General features: G+C 43.0%; 17 protein-coding genes and 1 tRNA gene. 16 read left to right on the plus strand and 2 right to left on the minus strand.

Annotation, left to right across the window (positions count from 1 at the left end; genetic code table 11):
- Nucleotides 1-9 precede the first annotated feature (9 nt).
- The 8 genes from brxL (at nucleotide 10) to L0U89_RS09920 (ending at nucleotide 8466) form a co-directional block, all read left to right on the plus strand.
- The gene (gene brxL / locus L0U89_RS09885; protein WP_234861370.1) at nucleotides 10-2043 is read left to right on the plus strand and encodes a BREX system Lon protease-like protein BrxL; all 2034 of its coding nucleotides are present in this window, start codon (nucleotides 10-12) and stop codon (nucleotides 2041-2043) included.
- 92 nt (nucleotides 2044-2135) lie between these two features.
- The gene (locus tag L0U89_RS09890; RefSeq protein ID WP_234861371.1) at nucleotides 2136-2954 is read left to right on the plus strand and encodes a TIR domain-containing protein; all 819 of its coding nucleotides are present in this window, start codon (nucleotides 2136-2138) and stop codon (nucleotides 2952-2954) included.
- Between the two features lie 211 nt (nucleotides 2955-3165).
- A complete protein-coding gene (locus L0U89_RS09895; RefSeq protein WP_234861372.1) occupies nucleotides 3166-3489 on the plus strand; it encodes a hypothetical protein in 324 nt (107 codons plus the stop codon).
- Complete coding sequence (locus L0U89_RS09900) at nucleotides 3464-3769, plus strand: hypothetical protein (RefSeq protein ID WP_234861373.1); 306 nt, start codon at nucleotides 3464-3466, stop codon at nucleotides 3767-3769. Before L0U89_RS09895 ends, L0U89_RS09900 begins: the two co-directional genes overlap by 26 nt.
- Nucleotides 3770-4048: 279 nt before the next feature.
- Nucleotides 4049-4669 carry a hypothetical protein gene (locus tag L0U89_RS09905; protein ID WP_234861374.1) on the plus strand — a complete coding sequence of 207 codons (621 nt, stop codon included), beginning with the start codon at nucleotides 4049-4051 and terminating at the stop codon, nucleotides 4667-4669.
- A gap of 170 nt (nucleotides 4670-4839) precedes the next feature.
- Nucleotides 4840-6639, plus strand: coding sequence for a DNA methyltransferase (locus L0U89_RS09910; protein WP_234861375.1), 1800 nt, complete (start codon nucleotides 4840-4842; stop codon nucleotides 6637-6639).
- A gap of 63 nt (nucleotides 6640-6702) precedes the next feature.
- Complete coding sequence (locus tag L0U89_RS09915; RefSeq protein ID WP_234861376.1) at nucleotides 6703-6957, plus strand: hypothetical protein; 255 nt, start codon at nucleotides 6703-6705, stop codon at nucleotides 6955-6957.
- Nucleotides 6958-6969: 12 nt separating this feature from the next.
- Complete coding sequence (locus tag L0U89_RS09920; RefSeq protein ID WP_234861377.1) at nucleotides 6970-8466, plus strand: tyrosine-type recombinase/integrase; 1497 nt, start codon at nucleotides 6970-6972, stop codon at nucleotides 8464-8466.
- A 144-nt stretch (nucleotides 8467-8610) separates the two neighbouring features.
- Here L0U89_RS09920 and L0U89_RS09925 read toward each other — a convergent pair whose 3' ends face one another.
- Nucleotides 8611-9318 carry a competence protein CoiA gene (locus L0U89_RS09925; protein WP_234861378.1) on the minus strand — a complete coding sequence of 236 codons (708 nt, stop codon included), beginning with the start codon at nucleotides 9316-9318 and terminating at the stop codon, nucleotides 8611-8613.
- Between the two features lie 415 nt (nucleotides 9319-9733).
- Nucleotides 9734-9805, minus strand: a tRNA-Arg gene (locus L0U89_RS09930).
- Nucleotides 9806-10056: 251 nt separating this feature from the next.
- On the opposite strand from L0U89_RS09930, the gene L0U89_RS09935 reads away from it, so the two are divergent.
- From L0U89_RS09935 to L0U89_RS09970, 8 genes are all read left to right on the plus strand, one after another.
- Entirely contained in the window at nucleotides 10057-10575 is a 519-nt protein-coding gene (locus L0U89_RS09935; protein WP_040480204.1) for a 30S ribosomal protein S16, read from the plus strand.
- A gap of 15 nt (nucleotides 10576-10590) precedes the next feature.
- Nucleotides 10591-11121, plus strand: coding sequence for a ribosome maturation factor RimM (gene rimM / locus L0U89_RS09940; RefSeq protein WP_008627696.1), 531 nt, complete (start codon nucleotides 10591-10593; stop codon nucleotides 11119-11121).
- Nucleotides 11121-11801, plus strand: a complete 681-nt coding sequence (trmD, locus tag L0U89_RS09945; RefSeq protein ID WP_234861379.1) for a tRNA (guanosine(37)-N1)-methyltransferase TrmD — start codon at nucleotides 11121-11123, stop codon at nucleotides 11799-11801. The genes rimM and trmD overlap by 1 nt, the downstream gene beginning before the upstream one ends.
- Before the next feature lie 93 nt (nucleotides 11802-11894).
- A complete protein-coding gene (gene rplS, locus L0U89_RS09950; RefSeq protein WP_234861380.1) occupies nucleotides 11895-12263 on the plus strand; it encodes a 50S ribosomal protein L19 in 369 nt (122 codons plus the stop codon).
- A 213-nt stretch (nucleotides 12264-12476) separates the two neighbouring features.
- Nucleotides 12477-14009: a glutamate--tRNA ligase gene (gltX, locus tag L0U89_RS09955; RefSeq protein ID WP_234861381.1), complete on the plus strand. Its 1533-nt coding sequence runs from the start codon at nucleotides 12477-12479 to the stop codon at nucleotides 14007-14009.
- A 33-nt stretch (nucleotides 14010-14042) separates the two neighbouring features.
- Nucleotides 14043-14267, plus strand: a complete 225-nt coding sequence (locus tag L0U89_RS09960; protein ID WP_234861382.1) for a hypothetical protein — start codon at nucleotides 14043-14045, stop codon at nucleotides 14265-14267.
- A 107-nt stretch (nucleotides 14268-14374) separates the two neighbouring features.
- Nucleotides 14375-17131: a TonB-dependent receptor gene (locus tag L0U89_RS09965; protein WP_234861383.1), complete on the plus strand. Its 2757-nt coding sequence runs from the start codon at nucleotides 14375-14377 to the stop codon at nucleotides 17129-17131.
- A 41-nt stretch (nucleotides 17132-17172) separates the two neighbouring features.
- On the plus strand, nucleotides 17173-17835 hold the full coding sequence (locus tag L0U89_RS09970; RefSeq protein WP_234861384.1) for a porin family protein: 663 nt from the start codon (nucleotides 17173-17175) through the stop codon (nucleotides 17833-17835).
- Nucleotides 17836-17849: the final 14 nt, after the last annotated feature.

The following is a 17849-nucleotide window of genomic DNA, read 5'->3' on the forward strand; positions in this document are numbered from 1 at the left end:
AACTGAAGTATGAAAGAACTTGATGTATTGATCAATAGACATTTTGGCGGAAAGGTAGTACGCAAGGACTTGACAAGTCAGGTCAAAGGCAATGCCAGTGTCCCAACTTTTGTTTTGGAATACCTATTGGGTCAATACTGTGCGACGGATGATGAAGAAACAATACAACAGGGTATTGAAACTACCAAACAAATAATCGCCAAACACTTTGTCCATAGGGACGAAGCCCAGGTCATCAAATCGACTATCCGAGAGAAGGGCTCGCATCGGATCATTGACAAACTCTCAGTCAAACTAAATGATAAAGAGGATCGATATGAGGCCAACTTCGCCAACCTAGGATTGAATAGGGTTCCAGTGAGGGATGATTTGGTGAAACAGTACCCAAAACTATTGTCAGAGGGTGTATGGTCGCTGATTACGATTGCCTATGTACCCTCCGATGAGCGAAACACACTGCCTTGGGTGATCGAATCCATCAAACTGATTCAGGTATCAAGAGCTGATTTGGATGAATACAAGGTCCTCCGAAGCCAGTTCACTAAAGATGAATGGGTTGATTTGCTGATGCAATCCATAGGACTCAATCCGGATGAGTTTACCTTCAGGTCAAAACTGATGGCAATCACCCGACTGGTACCTTTTGCGGAGAACAACTATAACCTGATTGAATTAGGACCAAAAGGAACCGGAAAATCACACGTCTTCTCAGAATTGTCGCCACACGGGATCTTGATATCGGGAGGTGAAGTATCCAAAGCAAAGTTATTTGTCAACAACTCGAATGGAGAGATAGGTTTGGTGGGCTATTGGGATGTAGTGGCCTATGATGAGTTTGCCGGAAAGACAAAGAAAGCTGACAGGGGATTGGTGGATATCATGAAAAACTACATGGCCAACAAGTCATTCTCCAGGGGTACCAACATCTATCAGGCTGAAGCTTCCATGGTGTTTGTCGGCAATACGGACCATTCAGTCCCCCACATGTTGACCCATACGGATCTGTTTGATGCCCTTCCCAAAGATTACTATGACACTGCATTTTTGGATAGGATCCATTGCTACCTTCCAGGGTGGGAAGTGAAAAAGTTGAGAAACGAAATGTTCACCTCGGATTATGGCTTCATTGTCGACTATTTGGCCGAAATCCTAAAACAACTGCGAAAAGAAGACCATTCACAAGGCTATAAACCCTACTATGAACTTTCATCCACAATCACCACAAGGGACAAAACCGCCATTGAAAAAACTTTTTCGGGTCTCGTAAAGGTCATCTATCCGCATGGAGTCTTAGAGGAGAAGGAAGTCAAGGAATTGTTGGACTTTGCCATAGAGGGGCGAAAAAGGGTCAAAGATCAACTGCGGAAAATGGACGAGACCTTCAACGATGAAGTGGTCAAATTCGAATACACAGCGAGAGATGGGAAGGTGCACACGGTAGAAACTTTGGAGGTATTGGAGTTTGGCGATCCCAAATTGGGTATCGAAAAACAGGAAGAAGCCAAAGTGGAACTCCCGGAAGTGGCAAACATGTCAATAGAACCCCAAAAGAAGGTCTTGGCAGGGTTACATCGCACAATCAGGGATAATCAGACCAATGTGAGTTATAAAGGGTTATTTGGGGATTATTTGGTGGGTGCCACCCATGTGGTTTTGAAGGACCCTTATATCCGACTCCCCTACCAAATGAGGAACTTCATAGAATTCTGCCGATTGATAGCAGAACTAAAGGAAGAAGACCAAGAGGTGCGAGTTCATTTGGTCACCAACAACAATGAGGAATACATTGAAAATGCCAAAGGAGCCTTTGGGGAATTGATCGAGAGTTTGGCCCCAATCGGTATAGACCTCTCCTATGAGTTCAGCGATGTCCAACATGACAGAAGCATCGAACTTAACAATGGATGGAAGATCATCCTTGGAAGAGGGTTGGATATCTGGCAAAAGACCGGAGGTAGATACGATATAGCTGAATACTATCAGGAGAAGCGGATTTGTAAGGAGTTTGAGATTACGGTGGTGGAGCATGGGTTAAGCATATGACAGAGATTAAACCTAGGTACAAAATTGTTTATGAAGACCTGGATTCGCTAGGAATAGGCAGATTCTTGACATCAAGGGAATTCAAAATCATTATGTCAAAGAGAGGAATCTTTGAACAATGGGTTGAGTTTGTAGGGTCAGCAACTCAAAAAAGAACATTTCACGCCGTTGGATTTGACCATGAAATAGATGATTCATTGACGGCCCTTGCGGATATGTTTAACCAAATTCAAAATAGTCAAATCTGGGAAGAACTAATATCTTTCATTATTTCAGAGTTTATTAAGTCTCTGGAATTTAGAATCAACCTCCAACACTTAAAGGAAAGTCTCTCCTTGACAGGATTTTCAGAAAATTCATTGAGCCTTATTTATAGGGAAATCGAGATGAATTCAGAGAAAGATGAAAAACGTACTTTAAATAAAAAGAACGTTTCATCAAACAATCTGGAGAAACTAGCAGAAAGATCTAAGTCAAAAGTATTTATCGTTCATGGTCATGAGGAAGGGTTGAAACAATCGGTGGCAAGATATCTAGAAAAACATGGAATAAAACCAGTAATTATTAGCGAACAACCCTCAGGTAGTAATACCATCATAGAACAAATTGAAGAATATGGTGATGTAGATTTTGCAGTTGTTTTAATGACTGGAGACGATGAGGGTAGAAAAAAAGGAGACAGAAAGTTTAATAGCAGGGCGAGACAAAATGTGATTCTTGAATTGGGGTATTTTTTAGGAAGATTGGGCAGGAAACACGTCGCAGTGATTTATGAGAATGACGTTGAGAAACCTTCTGATTTTTCTGGAATCCTTTATATCCCATATGATTTACATGGAGCTTGGAAAGTTAAATTGGTAAAAGAATTAAAGTCTAGTGGGTTTAGATTAGATATGAATCTTGGCCTTTAAAGGCAGGAAATCCTGAAACCAGAGTAGAATGAGTAGGTACCGAAGCACCCATGAGGAAATATACCAAAATGGCAATTTTGCCTTTATCAGGGAATATTTACGCCATTATTTTCGGGGAGAGATACCTATCATAGTCGAAAAAATCGCTTATAACAAACAGGATTTAACAAGAATAATGTCCCTGATTAAAGATGACCTGTATAAGGACATCTTGGAGAAAAAGAAAAGGGATTCTTCCAAAAAAGAGGGTTTTTACACAGACCCAAAGTTTTTCATAGAACTCATAGAAGAATGGGTGACGATGGTCAAAAGAGAGAAAAGGGACTTTTTTATCCGCAAGCTCAATGCGATGCACTTGAAGACGGTAGGATCACTATTGTCAACAAAACTTTTTCGAATTGAAGACCATCCTGAAACTGGAGAAATTCTAATTCTACCCCGTGCGGATGTAACAATGGATAAAGAGTTTTCTGATTTTTTAGCCATGGTTGTTTCAAAAATAAGGCAGTATGAAGAGGATAACGGACTTCGTTAAATTGAATTTCAGATCAAATAGGGAGTCACAGGGTGAGATCACCTTTGAGGTTGCCAAGGGATTAGTGATGGTGGTACGACAGGATGAGAACCCAAAACCGACGTATGCTCTTGGATTTAAAGCCGTAGAGATTGGAGACTTTGTGTTAAAGGACAAGTTTTTTGCCGAATCCCAAAATGAGGACACCATCATATTGGCAATTCGTTCATGTGTAAAAATGGAACACATCATGAAGCGAAAAATATCCTATTTCAAGAATGATTTTACTTTGAAGGAATAGTCGATAAGGGGTATCAAGAACATTTTTTTGACGCTTCCCAGGGTTTTGGGTTTGATTTAATGAGAGAGTCGTTCTGATGATCACCAAGTCCTATTAATGAGGAAACAGTCAATAAAATGAAAAAAGGCGGAAGACTATTCGAAGGGATTCGTTAGTTTTTATTTGTCAGATATACAGCACATTACCCGAAGATAAGGTGATTTTTTTGAAAATGTTGTTAAAATAATTTGCATAACATTTTTGTTGTCCCTAGCTTTGTCACAACAAAATAGAAAGGCTATGGACTTACTTCTTGAACTCAATAATCCTCCAGTTGTAAAATGTTTGCTTCTTCTCCTTTTGACGGGAATTAATGAAAAGATAGATTGGTCAAATAATCTGATTAAAGATTACAAGTCACAATTCATGGAACTGAAAGAAAAGTCGGAGGCCAATGAATTTGTTTATCTCGTACTACAAAATAAATTTAAAAAGGAAGTGTTGGAGGATAAATCATTGACTCACCTCCATATCCGTTTAGAAAAATTGAAAAAGAAACTACTGAAAATTTATTTTACGTCATTAAAGAAAGATACCGAATCATACAAAGATTATGAATACATAGGTGATTACAGTTCATTGGTATCAAAACACTTTCTACAGATGGAAAGGCTAAAGTTAGTTATTCAACCAGATGTTCAAATAGCTACTAGTGTTCATTCCGTAACCAAATTTACTTATGTAACGGCGAGAGGATTCTGGATTTTAGACACTGGAAAAAGAGGTAGGAAATTTATCAAATCTTTAGGTAGGTTGGATGAATTTGAAGGTGGTAGAAAGAACCCTCAAATATTGAAACTTGGAATTGAAAAAATCCGAGAAGAAAGTCTCAAAGAATACAACCAACAATATCCTGACTAAAGGGTATTTTTTTGGAAATCTTGTCGACCTGATAATTATCACAACAATCTAAACATTTAAAATATGTAAACCAATTCTAGGGGTAAAAATACCTCTTAAAGGGATTCTCATGCCCATATGGTTGTCCCGGAAATATTCACAACAAAAATAGATTTCAAATAAAAATTCTTATGAAAAAAGTGAAAACCAATGGTACCCACGAGGTATCAATCCCTGCTGCCAAAGCAGAAGAGGTGTCTGACAAGAACCTAGAAATGTTGAACAATCGTCAATCAACTTGTACTAAGATGATTCGTGATTACGGATACAGGTTCCTACCTGTAGTTCCTCAGAAGTTCCCTGAGAATCTGGACCCAACCAAATTGAGACCAGTGAAAGTCAGACCCGTCTTGGAGGTATCTATCGACAAAGTCAAAATTCATCCATCTTCTGAAGTTACATATATCAATAAGGACCTTAGAAGTCTGAAGTTTGTAATTTCTAGGATGGGTCTCATTGAACCAGTCTCAGTAGTTCAAAGGGGAAAGGAGTTCCATATTTTTGACGGGATTTCCCGATACAAAGTAGCTCAGGAATTGGGTTGGGAGAAAATCATGGTAGAAGTTTTTGACCTTGCCGATGATAAAGTAAGTGACCTTCATGTCATCAAGAACATGAAAACCAAACGGTCCCTAAAGGAACAAATCATCAAGGCTGAGGCGGTCCTTGGTGTCCTTGGTAAGTCCCAAGGAAAAAGAAGGGAACAAATTGGAGACATCAATCTCAAAGATGATGATTATGGACTAGCTGGTAAGGACAGATTTCAATTAACCTGTGCCTTACTCGGCCTTGACTTTGCTTCTTCTACCCTTAGAAAGATTATCGAAATCAAAGAATTCGAAGAGAATGGAAATGAGGAAGTGAAAGGGTTGGGTCTTTTGGATAAAATCGAAAATAAGGGAATGTCGATTTCCAATGCTTACAATCTGATGAAGAACTACATGGAGGCAGTTGTTGAAAGACAAGAAGTAACTTCCATCATGAAGTCCTTGGATGAAGGTTACAATAATCGATATCTCCTTTTCAATAAATCATGTGAAGACTTATCTGACCTGGAAGAAAAAAACATTCAGTTAATAATCTTTTCGCCTCCTTACTTCAATATGAGAATTTACCCGGAAGGTATTTCTCCTGCAGATATTCCTTTCGGTTTGGAGTCAAATCCGGATGAATATGTAAAAAGAAGTATTGAGTTCTACAAAGGTTTAAAAAGAGTCCTGAAAGATGATGGTTCACTCTTCATCAACATTGCAGAGTCATATAAAAATGGGGTAAGTTCAATTACAGTCAATAAACTCATTATCGCAATGGTTGAAGATGGCTGGTACTTGGTTCAGACCATCAAGTGGAAAAAAACCAACCCAAAACCCCAAGGTAAAATCAGACGGTTACGACCTGTCACTGAAGAAATCCTTCATTTTGTTAAAAATCCAACATCCTTTAAATACAATGAACTTGCCTTTTGGTCTGAAGATGAGAACATCACAGTTCAAGCAGGATGTAATGATGAAATTTCAGGTGATAAGAAAACGAAGGAACCAAAATATTCTCTGAAGAGACCGAGAGTCTCGTTAACTGATTTTATAGAAAGTCAAAAGGTGCAGGGCATCATCGAAGGTTCAATTTTCAATTGGACAAAATTGAGAAAGATAGACCCAAACTACATTCATGTTGCGCCATCACCAGATTATCTCGCAATCATCCCAATTCTAATGACAACAGACCCTGGTGACACTGTTTTGGATGTATTCTCTGGTAGCGGGACATTTTTGGATACCGCGATAAGATTGGGTCGTAATGGGGTCGGTTATGATACCGACCCCAAGTCCATTGAATTCTCCAAAAAACGACTTACACGTGCCTTGGAGGAGGAAATACCCGGAGAGGAATTACGGAGGATCGAAAGTCATTACTTCATCCAAGCGGCATAAAACAACTGCTCCGGTAAACATCTATGACTACTTGATGGAACCCTAACCACTTCTTCAAAACCCATGGAAAACCTACAAACCGATATTCTCGAATCGATGGACATCGATGATATCAAATTACCAATGGGGATCTTCGTCACAATACATGAAGTATTGCGAACCCCACCATCAGAAATAGTTAAAATCAACAAGGACAACGTATTGGTGGATGGGATCGGGGCATATCTCATGCATGTGAAACGGGGTGACAGAAAGATCAACGTGATCAGAATCAACATGCTGCAAAAAATAAATATGCGCTTAGATTCGGCGGCTTAATCCACAATCCCCATGAAACTGAATTATTCTTTCATTTTGTTTCCTACTTCCACTCCAGGAATAAAGACCATTTATGAGATCCAGACACTTGGCAACAAGGTGATTAGCCGAAAATCGTTGGGAATTCGGATACAGGAAAAAAATTGGGACAAGTCGAAGAAAAGGGTGAAATCCAAAGAACCGGAGTCCATTCATATTAATAAGATCCTTCAAGAGAAGGAGGAACAACATACTATCGAAAAGGACACCCTTTCAAACCTAGCGTCCGAAAACTGTTGTTCATTGAAATATATGGAAATGGAGTTGGAACGCGGCAGACTCGATGGTACAAAGAAAATCTCCACCTACAATAAATACATAACGGTTCTAAATAGCCTCAGGAAGAGTGTAGCGGAAAAGATGGGGACGAAATACCTCCCATTTTCGAAACTGAAAAATCTGGACACCATCCGGCAAATAACACTAGGGTTAAATACGGGTTACAGAAGGAACGGAAAACCCAAAAACCCAAAAGTCATTTTTAACTACCTGTCTGTATTCAAATCATTCGTAGACCATTGGAACAGGTATTCGGGAACCCAATACCCAGTGAATACTTCCACCTTCTTCAATTTCGTTAGAAAAACACAACCCAAGAAATTGGCGCCTGTTATCACTTCTGAGCAAATACACCAACTTGAAAACTATATTCCACCCAAAAAACGTGACAGATCCTACCGCCCCCAAATTCTGGCAAGGAACACATTCCTGTTCCAATATTACGCTGCCGGAATCCGATTTATCGATGCGATCACGCTGACCAACAAGATGATCAAGGAGGATAAGTTGGTGATCCCTATCCGCAAGACTTCAGACTTTATCTCGGCACCATTCTATTACCCCATGATTCACTGTATGAAGGATTACTTTCCTGAAATCTACAGGAGTGTCATCGATGAGGTAAAACTTGGGGGATTAAGTCTCGACGCCAACTCTATTCAACAGTTATTCAGACTTGAGCGCTTAGATTTCGCCAACTTAACCCACAAAGACCTCTGTGAAGTCATTTTAAGGGTCGCCGAGGAACAATCAGAACGCGAGCTTACCAGACAGTTAAAACAAATCAAAAACCGTTTGGAGGGGGAAATAATCAGTGTTTTCTTCCAGCGTCTAAGGGCACTGCCCGAAAGGTTTATATTCCCGCATTTAGACTTTTGTGATTTCAGGGATTCATTGGAAAACCAGACATCATTCAGCAAGGACCAAGAATATTTTATCCATAGAGCAAGAACCCGTCATAATGGTTCATTAAAACGTATCAGTGAAAACCTTGGTATTGAGGGTTTAACAGGACATGTTCCAAGACATACCTTGGCAAATCATTTGGCCTACTCTGGGCATTCCGAAGAAGAAATCCGTCAAGTTCTTGGCCATTCGAATATCAAAACCACTAAAATCTACCTAAGGGAGAGGCATGGATTTTCAGGCAGTCATGAAATTATGAAGAGGTTTTTGGAGGGTAAGGTATAAACTTATCAAAAACTAAATTTAGGGGAGGATTAATCTTGCTTAATCTATTTATCCTATTGTTCTAACGAGCGCTATTGGTTGATCGATTACCGTTAGTGTTTTGAGAGGCCATTAGTCAACAATCAACGCTTTACAGTGTTTTTGTCATTTATCAATCAAGTTTTGCCTATAATATTCATAATCCCCTCCATATTTTCTGATGAATTTTTCTTTGGAAATATAAACCCCTCTAATCTGTGATGTACCCATACCGCCTTGGACCAGAAAAAGTGAATCCTCACCAAAGTCTATGAATAAGTGCCTTTGAACATTTGCCCAACTTTTACGGGGACTTTTCCAATAAAAAAATTCACCATTAGCTTCCTTTTTTATCTCTTCACTTCGTCTCACCCATCTTACTGGTGGCCGAGGAAGACTTTTCAACTCTAAGTAATCTTCATCCTCCCAGTAGTCTTTAACACTAAGGTTCTTTTTAAAATCTTCACCATTTATCAACCATAGCATTCGTTCCCCATAGAAATCCTCCCTTTCTTTGATCACGGGCATTGAAATAGGAGAGTTTTGTAATTCAATAATGACATTTTGAACGGTCCGAATGTCTGCAATATGTCGTTTACCTTCTTTTTCAATTCCTATCTCGGCATTCTCTTTGCCAAAAGTCATTTTCCAATGTTTATGCCAAAAAGACTCGGGTTCGTACCATGAATCACAATTCTCATCTTTAAAATGAGCCCAATGCCAAACAATAACTGCACCACATTTAGACAACAATTTCCCATTACAAATTGGACATGTTCCTCTTGCTCCTGGGGTTGCTTCAATTTTTTCGTTATTCACTAAAGCCCAAATCATTATACCTTTTATTCAACTTTGACTAACAGTATTTTGAAATGTCAACTTGGGGAAAAGATCACTATTTGTAATTAAACTAAACACATTTTTTTTTAAAATCTCAAACTTTCCTTGATAGCCTATATCAGCATCCACTTTTACATAGACGACTACAATTCATTCTTCATTCGTTTATTTAACTATTAGTTTACAAAAATCACAATATTAAGTTGATCGAAGCATAATGCCTGTTTCTATTTTCAAAATCCCAAAAGTCAAATTCAGAAGTCTAAAACAATTCTAAAATCTTCCTTTATACATAGAGGAGGTTTACTTAAAAATCATCTCTTCAACTGCAAGATCAACTGCAATGTTGACCTCCGGACACAAAAAAAGGGATGTAATTCACCCCTTAAACCATTGAAAATCAATTTTGTAGCCTCGACAGGAATCGAACCTGTATCTAAAGTTTAGGAAACTTCCATTCTATCCATTGAACTACGAGGCCGGTCTAGATGCAAGACGGGAGACTTATGACACAAGACCGGTTCAAAATTTTCCTTCGGAACTTTAGAATCCAAAATCTTGGCTTTCGCTTCTCCTCTCTCGCCTCTCAAACTGAGGCGCAATTTTACAAATTCCACTTCATTCAAGCAAATTAATCAGGGCCATTTGCGCTTTTAAATATTAAACCGCTATCTTTGCAGTCCAAAATTTGAGATGGACGAGATCCATCAATTCATTTAATATCAAAACTATATGGCAGTAAAAATCAGATTAGCGCGTAGAGGCCGAAAAAAATTGGCCATGTACGACGTTGTCGTAGCTGATGCGAGATCTCCACGTGATGGACGATTCATCGAAAAGCTCGGGACTTACGACCCCAACACAAACCCTGCTTCCATCAACATTAACAATGAGCGTGCTCTCAAGTGGTTGATGAACGGTGCACAGCCTACCGATACGGTAAAGGCAATGCTTTCTTACAGAGGTGTATTGTTGAAAAAACACCTTCAGATCGGCGTGTTGAAGGGTGCTATCACCCAAGAAACAGCGGACGAGAGATTCGAAGCGTGGAAGGCTTCCAAAGAAGCTGCCATCAGCGGAAAAGTCGACAAATTGGCCAAGGCTAAAGCAGATGCCAAGCAAAAGGCATTCGAGGCGGAAGCTGCCAAAAACCAGGCCCGTTTGGACGCACTGAAAGCAAAAGAAGTTGTCGCTGCCCCTGCTGAAGAGGCTCCGGAAGCTCCTGCTGAAGGCGAAGAAACACAAGCGTAATTTGATTTCCGGGCCATGAACAAAGACAAATGTTTCCATTTGGGCCACATTGCCAAAGTTCATGGACTGCATGGTGAGGTTGGGATCGTGTTGGATGTGGACTACCCTGAGGACTACGAGGGACTTGAGCACGTCTTTGTCGAACAAAAATCCCGCTTGGTTCCCTTTTTCCTGGAACATTTTGTCATCCAGCCCAACGGCAAGGTCTTGGCAAAATTCGAGGACATCGATACGGTCGAAAAAGTCAGCCCACTCGTGGGAAGCGAACTTTACCTGCCGCTGACCGAACTCGAGGAACTTGGAGAAGACCAATACTACTACCATGACCTGATTGGTTTTGAGGTGCACGACGAGGCACTCGGCAAAATCGGGGAAGTGAAAGTGATTTACGATTTGGAAACCCAGGATTTATTGGGTGTCGAACATAAAGGAAAGGAAGTCCTGATACCAATTCAGGAACACATCATCCAAAAAGTCGACAAGGCAGAAAAGAAAGTTTACTGCCAGCTGCCCACAGGATTGCTTGACATATACTTGGAAGACTGATGCGCATTGACATCGTCACCGTGGTACCCGGACTGCTGGAAGGCCCTTTTTCCCATTCGATTCTCAAAAGAGCGGAAGAAAAAGGACTCGCTTCAGTAAAAGTCCACAACCTACGGGACTATGCCACCGGCAAACAAAAGCAGGTCGACGACTATGCTTTTGGAGGCGGGGCGGGGATGGTCATGATGATCGAACCAATAGCCCGCTGTTTGGAACATCTACAGCAGCAGCGGACCTACGACGAGATCATCTACATGACGCCTGATGGAAAGACCTTTGACCAGCAGATGGCCAACGAGCTTTCGCTGAAAGGCAATCTCCTCATCCTTTGTGGACATTATAAAGGTGTCGACGAGCGGGTAAGGGAGAAATTCATTACCCGGGAAATCAGCATCGGGGACTTTGTGCTATCGGGTGGCGAGTTGGCCGCGGCAGTAGTCGCAGACGCCGTCATCAGGTTGATACCCGGAGTGCTCAACGATGAGACCTCCGCGCTCACAGATTCCTTCCAAGACGGCTTGCTGGCACCGCCGGTATATACCCGACCTGCCGAATATGAAGGCATGAAGGTACCCGAGGTGTTGCTCTCAGGCCACCAAGCAAATATCGAAACCTGGAGATTTGAAGCATCGGTTCGCCGGACAAAAGAGCGAAGACCCGACCTGTTGGAAGGGAAATAGCGGAAAGGCGATAGTAAGAAAGCAACAGAATTAAGAATCCATTCAAACGCTGCGCCGAGGCATCTTGGCAACAAGCAAATAAATCATACGGCTATGAGCGAACTACTAAAATTTGTAGAAGCGGAATACAACGAGGTGAGAGCCAAATTCCCTTCTTTTAGAGCTGGAGATACCATCAATGTCCACGTGAAAATCGTCGAAGGTAACAAAGAGCGTATCCAGCAATTCCAAGGAACAGTCATCCAGCGAAAAAACCCCAGCACCAACGGGGAGACTTTCACTGTAAGAAAGATATCCAACGGAATCGGCGTAGAGAGAATCTTCCCACTCCTTTCACCATCCATCGACAAAATCGAGCTGTTGCGTGAAGGTAAAGTCAGAAGGGCAAGATTGTACTACCTGAGGGGACGTCAAGGCAAATCCGCCAAGATCAAAGAAAAAATCAAACACCACAAAGACTAGTCGTCTTTGTCATCATCAAAAAGGGAATCCGAACAGGTTCCCTTTTTTTTGCTTTTTGTGTTTCATTTTGAGCCAATAAGGATAGTAAAATTCCAATCCGACCTCATGTACACAAATTAGACAGCTTTACTGCCGTTGTTTTTTTATCTTTGCGCCCTAATAATCCGAAAAGGATATGTTCCATAGCCTCTTTCAATCGGAAATCAATCGTCCATGAACCAAACCGTTCGCGTCAGATTCGCGCCCTCACCAACGGGTGCACTCCATATCGGCGGGGTGAGAACCGCCCTGTACAATTACCTTTTTGCCAGAAAAACCGGAGGGAAGTTCCTCCTTCGCATCGAGGATACAGATCAGGCCCGCTTTGTGCCGGGTGCAGAAGAATACATCCAGGAAGCCTTGGCTTGGCTAGGGATTTCCCCCGAGGAAAGTCCGTGGCATCCCGGAGACTGCGGACCCTACCGTCAGTCCGAACGGAAACCCATGTACATGCAATATGCTTTGGACCTGATAGAAAAAGGCCATGCCTATTACGCTTTCGATACAGCCGAGGAGTTGGAAGCCATGCGGGAAAGGTTGACCGCCGCCAGGGTCGTCTCCCCCCAATACAATTCCATCACGCGTACCCAAATGAAAAACTCACTCACCTTGTCCGAGGAAGAGGTGAAGACAAGACTTGCATCCGGTGAACCTTATGTCATCCGCATCAAAATCCCCCGCAAGGAGGAAGTGCGCCTGCATGACATGATTCGCGGCTGGGTCGTGGTACACAGCAGCACCCTCGACGACAAGGTCCTGATGAAATCCGACGGCATGCCGACTTACCACTTGGCCAATATCGTGGATGACCACTTGATGAAAATCACGCATGTGATCCGAGGTGAAGAATGGCTGCCTTCAGCGCCTTTGCATGTTTTGCTTTACAGGTATTTGGGTTGGGAGGACACCATGCCGCAGTTTGCACACTTGCCCCTGCTGCTAAAGCCGGACGGCAACGGCAAACTGTCCAAGCGGGATGCCGAGAAACAAGGCTTTCCTATCTTTCCGATGGACTGGAAAGACCCGGTGACCGGGGAGACAGCCATGGGATTCCGCGAGGCAGGTTACTTGCCTGAAGCGGTATTGAACTTTCTGGCGTTTTTGGGTTGGAATCCGGGCGACGAGCGCGAATTATTTACCTTGGACGAATTGGTCGAGGCATTTTCCATCGAGCGGATCGGCAAATCGGGAACCAAGTTTGATATCAACAAGGCTAAATGGTACAACGAACAGTACCTTCGCGAAAAAACCGACGCTGAACTAGGTGCATTCCTCAAAGCTGACATCGAAAAAGATGGACTGGGTATTTCAGAAGATAAAGCGGCGAAAATCGCCCATATCATGAAAGACCGGGTCACCTTCCCTCAAGACATTTGGAGAGACAGCAAGTTTATGCTCATCGCCCCGACCACCTTCGACCAGGAAGTCGCTTCCAAAAAATGGAACCAAGAAGCCGTTTCGGTTTTGACGCAGTATATCGAAGAGTTGGAAGGATACACGGAAGAATTCAGCCCCGAAGCTGCCAAGGCTTTGATTGAAAAAGCGGCTGAAACCGTAGGATTGAAACTTGGAAAGGTAATGCAGGCTGTTCGCTTGGCCGTCACTGGAATGGGCGGCGGACCGGATTTGATGGCGGTATTCAGTATCATCGGCAAAGAAGAATTGACAAAACGGATTAAATTTGCCCTACAGACTTTGACCGTCTAAGCATAGAATCCTTAGCGTAAAATCCCAAAAAAAATGGCCAAGAAACCAAAAAAGGAAGAAAACCCGAAAGTCCACAAGGATTTGGAAGGCTTCAAAATGAGCATCAATTCCTTCGGGGAGATTTCCAGCAGCTTTTCAATCGACAAGATCAATGAGTTTCTCAACAAAAACGTAGAGGATAAAAAACTCAGGGACAGGGACGATCTGGCGGATATTCCCTCTGAAAAGAAGAGAAAAGGAAAAACCGATTCTGAATAACGCTTAAAAATGCACAGAAATTAAGGTCTGTGCATTTTTTGTGTCTCAATTTTTTAAACCATTCAGAATAAAACTATATTCACTCACAAATTACGAACTAAACCACTATGAAAATTTTTACTGGCATTTTGTTCTTAGTGCTCGCCTGGCATTCGGGATTTTCGCAAACGGGGACGATTTCCGGAAAAATCACAGACAGCAAAACCGGAGAGCCGCTTCCTTTTTGCAACGTATTTATCTCCAACTCGACCATTGCCACCACGACCGATATCGACGGAAATTACGTGCTGGAAAATGTCCCAGAAGGCGAACTGGAATTGGGATTTTCATTCATCGGGTACCAGGCTGTTCAGAAACCTGCCTCGGTGAAGCCGGGGAGCAAACTTACGTACAATGTCGCGATGGTTTCTCTCGAGCAAGAACTCTCAGACGTAGAGGTAAAAGCTTCCAGGGACAAAGCTTGGGAACGCGAACTCCGTCGGTTCAAAAATTACTTCCTGGGAAATGACAATTTCGCAGCCCAATGCGAGATCCTCAATCCCTGGGTGATTGACTTCCCGAGTGACAATTCCGCCAGCAATTTCAAAGCATCCGCCTACCAACCCATCGAAATCCGAAATGACGCGCTCGGCTACAAAATCACTTTTGACTTGCGGGAATTTTTCGTCACACAGCAATTCTACCGCATTGCGGGGGCCACGCGGTTTATGGAAATGGACACCTCGAATCAGGCCGTAAAAGACAAATGGGCCAAGAACCGTACCGACACATACCTCAAAAGCCCGATGAACATGTTTCGGGCGATGATCTCTAACCGCCACAACCAAGAAGGCTTTTTCCTTTATGGAGACAAACCTGGAGGTGCAGAAACACGCAATATGCGCACGGATGTCTTTGCCAATGAACTCGGAAAATCGGTGATTGAATACAAGCCAGAAAACCTTGTCGGCCCAGGCCGCAGACCGGGCGAATACCGCATCAACCTTAAAGGCCGGATCGAAATCCATTATGAAAATGGTTTCTCCAACGTCAATACCTACAAGGATGCACCTTACCCCATTTCTTGGCTTGAAGTAAACGGGGGTTACGTTTATGTCACAGAAAACGGCATGGTCATCAACCAAAAAGACCTCACTTTCTCAGGGGATATGGACAAGCGGAAAGTTTCGACACTATTGCCATTTGATTTCAAGCCAAACCTAGATGGAGCGAACACAAGCCTTACAAAAAATGCTGCCAGTCTTCAGGAAAAAGTCTACTTACACTTAGACCGCCCCTATTATTATCAAGGTGACCAACTTTTCTTCAAAGGATTTGTAAACTATTCCAGTCCAGAGTTCAAAAAGGATCTCAGCAAAGTCATGCATGTGGAGATAATTTCAAAGCAGCGGGATATCGTCATCCAGAAAAGATTCAAGATCGATAATGGACAGGTAATCGGAACGATTTACCTGCCCGACACGCTTGCACAAAAGGAATACTTTTTGCGTGCCTACACCAACTGGAACCGCAATTATGGACCGGAAAGCTATTTTGTGAAGGCGCTGCCCATCATCTCTACCTTTGACCGCATCACCGGCGATGAACCAAAAGTGGATTCACCCTTTGCGCAGGCAGGGTTCTCGACCGACAAGGATTCCTATGGGAAACGGGAAAAAGTAGTCCTAACGATTAGCCTGCGGGACAGGACGGGAGACCCTGTTTCGGCTAATCTCTCAGTTTCTGTGACCGACGCCCAATACGCCACGCCGGTAAATATCAATCCCGGAATAATCGATGGCATGAAACTCTCGGAAGTCCCAGCCAATATCAATACGGATAAATTTTTGTATCCGATCGAAAAGGACCTCTCGATGCCAGGCAAATTTACCAACGAGAAAGGCAAACCGGAAGCAGTACCTTTCACGGCGTATTTCAACAACTTCGAAGGCTCGGTGGACTTGCAAACGGACAGCGAGGGTAAGTTTGTACTCGACCAAATGGACTATTACGGGCCATTAGACTTTGTTTTGATGACATTGGACAAAAAAGGAAATGCCCGAGGTACTTTCCAATTTACGCCAAGACTTGTTCCTCCCTTTTTTGTACCCTCATCCACCAGCATGCCCAAAATCTCCACCGTCGATCAGCCTATTTTCCAACATTGGCAAACGGAGACTGACAACACAATTGATCTCAAGACGGTGACGGTCAATGAAACCAAAGAATCCTCAGGGACCCGCGCCATCTATGGCAATCCCGATTATGTAGTCAATGGCGAGGATTTGATGCGTGGGGGAAACACCACAGATTTGCTTCAAAGCCTCAAACAGTTTGTGCCCGGCATGTCGGTCACTACGCTCGGACAAGTAAGACTGAGAGGTGGGGCGGCTTCCGCATCCAACTCCCAGGAACCCATGGTCATGCTTGACGGTGCGATTTTGCCGGGGAGTTCTGTCGCAGGCAACCTCGCGACCATCAATCCCAACGATGTGGAACGTGTGGAGGTAGTTTCTCGGACCAGTTCGATGATGGGCGACCAAGGCAGGAACGGCGTCATTGCAGTCTATCTTAAGAAAGGCGGGGGAAATTCACCCTTGCCGAATCTCGCCAGCAAAGACATAAACTCGTTTACGTTGGAAGGTTTCTCCTTACCCGGAAATTTCTTAGTCTTCGATTACGAACAACTGGAGGAAGCTCCGCAATGGGACGAAAGAGCGACTTTGTATTGGAATCCCCAACTCATCTCCGACCCCGACTCAGGACAAATCCAGGTAATTTTCTTCACCAACGACAGCCCCGCCCCAAAGATCGTCGTCGTCGAAGGAGTTGATCAGAAAGGGAACCCTATTCAAGCCAGATTTCAAATAAAGGTGAAACAATAGGCTTCTTGGTGAGAAATGGTCGTAAACGCTTATTTTTGGGCATGCAAAAATTTCTTGCCGTTTTCTTTTATCTTTTTGTATTTGGGTCTGTAGAGACATTGGCGCAGACAAGCATCGGCATTCGGGGCGGTATATCTTCCTCCACGATGAGGTACAGATACAGTCCGGGCAGAGCTGAAGTACGAACTGGCGGAATTACAGCCCCTACTTTTGCGCTCGTCATTGAACACTTTGCGTCCAAAAACGCCGGAATCCAGATCGAATTACAAAAAATCACCTTGGGCTACACGCAAAGCAACGAACTCGGCGAGACGAATATTTCCGAATGGGATTACCTGAAAGTACCCGTTCTCTCAAATTTCTATGCGGGAAAAAGCGGAAGGTTCCACATCAAAATTGGCCCGCACATTGGGTACATGCTACAAGCAAGGGACGTACAGCGAGAATTTGATGGCGACGGAACAAATCTGCCCACCTATGGAGGACCATCGGACGATCCAAACAGATTCATGTATGGCATCACCGCCGGAGCGGGACTTTCAAAACTCTTTGGAAAAAGTACCTTGGAGGGAGACTTTCGATTTTCCTATGAATTTGGAAGGCCGGAAACCCAAGACCGGATTTTTGACATGAATTCCACCAACATCGAAATCACGCTGACATACATGTTTCAGTTTCTGAAAAAGAAATACCAGGACGACTAATTGTCCAACTCATG

Origin of the sequence: Mariniradius sediminis, assembly GCF_021491425.1 — a bacterium.
In the GTDB taxonomy this organism is placed as follows: Bacteria; Bacteroidota; Bacteroidia; order Cytophagales; family Cyclobacteriaceae; genus Mariniradius; species Mariniradius saccharolyticus.

Coding starts and splice junctions, on each gene's coding strand:
- L0U89_RS09960 (WP_234861382.1), top strand. CDS start 14,043: ATGGCCAAGAAACCAAAAAAGGAAGAAAACCCGAAAGTCCACAAGGAT.
- gltX (WP_234861381.1), top strand. CDS start 12,477: ATGAACCAAACCGTTCGCGTCAGATTCGCGCCCTCACCAACGGGTGCA.
- L0U89_RS09965 (WP_234861383.1), top strand. CDS start 14,375: ATGAAAATTTTTACTGGCATTTTGTTCTTAGTGCTCGCCTGGCATTCG.
- L0U89_RS09910 (WP_234861375.1), top strand. CDS start 4,840: ATGAAAAAAGTGAAAACCAATGGTACCCACGAGGTATCAATCCCTGCT.
- L0U89_RS09915 (WP_234861376.1), top strand. CDS start 6,703: ATGGAAAACCTACAAACCGATATTCTCGAATCGATGGACATCGATGAT.
- trmD (WP_234861379.1), top strand. CDS start 11,121: ATGCGCATTGACATCGTCACCGTGGTACCCGGACTGCTGGAAGGCCCT.
- L0U89_RS09970 (WP_234861384.1), top strand. CDS start 17,173: ATGCAAAAATTTCTTGCCGTTTTCTTTTATCTTTTTGTATTTGGGTCT.
- brxL (WP_234861370.1), top strand. CDS start 10: ATGAAAGAACTTGATGTATTGATCAATAGACATTTTGGCGGAAAGGTA.
- L0U89_RS09935 (WP_040480204.1), top strand. CDS start 10,057: ATGGCAGTAAAAATCAGATTAGCGCGTAGAGGCCGAAAAAAATTGGCC.
- L0U89_RS09890 (WP_234861371.1), top strand. CDS start 2,136: ATGTCAAAGAGAGGAATCTTTGAACAATGGGTTGAGTTTGTAGGGTCA.
- L0U89_RS09925 (WP_234861378.1), bottom strand. CDS start 9,318: ATGATTTGGGCTTTAGTGAATAACGAAAAAATTGAAGCAACCCCAGGA.
- L0U89_RS09900 (WP_234861373.1), top strand. CDS start 3,464: ATGAAGAGGATAACGGACTTCGTTAAATTGAATTTCAGATCAAATAGG.
- L0U89_RS09905 (WP_234861374.1), top strand. CDS start 4,049: ATGGACTTACTTCTTGAACTCAATAATCCTCCAGTTGTAAAATGTTTG.
- L0U89_RS09920 (WP_234861377.1), top strand. CDS start 6,970: ATGAAACTGAATTATTCTTTCATTTTGTTTCCTACTTCCACTCCAGGA.
- rimM (WP_008627696.1), top strand. CDS start 10,591: ATGAACAAAGACAAATGTTTCCATTTGGGCCACATTGCCAAAGTTCAT.
- rplS (WP_234861380.1), top strand. CDS start 11,895: ATGAGCGAACTACTAAAATTTGTAGAAGCGGAATACAACGAGGTGAGA.